The sequence below is a fragment of the Mesorhizobium sp. M2E.F.Ca.ET.209.01.1.1 genome (genome assembly GCF_004010375.2).
In the GTDB taxonomy this organism is placed as follows: Bacteria; Pseudomonadota; Alphaproteobacteria; order Rhizobiales; family Rhizobiaceae; genus Mesorhizobium.
In genome coordinates this window covers 1-290 of sequence record NZ_SADP02001185.1, presented here as the reverse complement: position 1 = coordinate 290, position 290 = coordinate 1, and the positions used below count along the sequence as shown (strand labels likewise).

Sequence of the window (290 nt, the reverse complement as noted above, 5' to 3'; positions counted from 1 at the left end):
ACAGGCATCATGCAGCGCGTCGAGCGATGGGAACGGAACGCTCTCGGTGGCTTGCCCGCCCGCATTGGCTTCCTTGCTCTTCTTGAGCAATTCGGCCATGCTCATCGGACCCGTGGAGTCCGAGGCATCGCACCACCCGCGAAGTCCGAGCTGATCGAATAGTCCGGCGTAATAAGCCATGGGGCGCCTTCAGTCCGGCATCGGAGCGGCGCAAAGCAACGCCAACTCGAAAGCCAGGATCCACAACAACGGCAATGGGTCCGCAGGCCGTATCTGCCCACGAACCCAAC

Annotated in this window: 1 pseudogene; it reads right to left on the bottom strand. The window is 61.7% G+C overall.

Annotated features, from left to right (window positions below):
• Positions 1 to 180, bottom strand: a pseudogene (locus tag EN852_RS39660) (glycine/betaine ABC transporter permease); the annotation flags it as partial.
• Between the last annotated feature and the right edge of the window lie 110 nt (positions 181 to 290).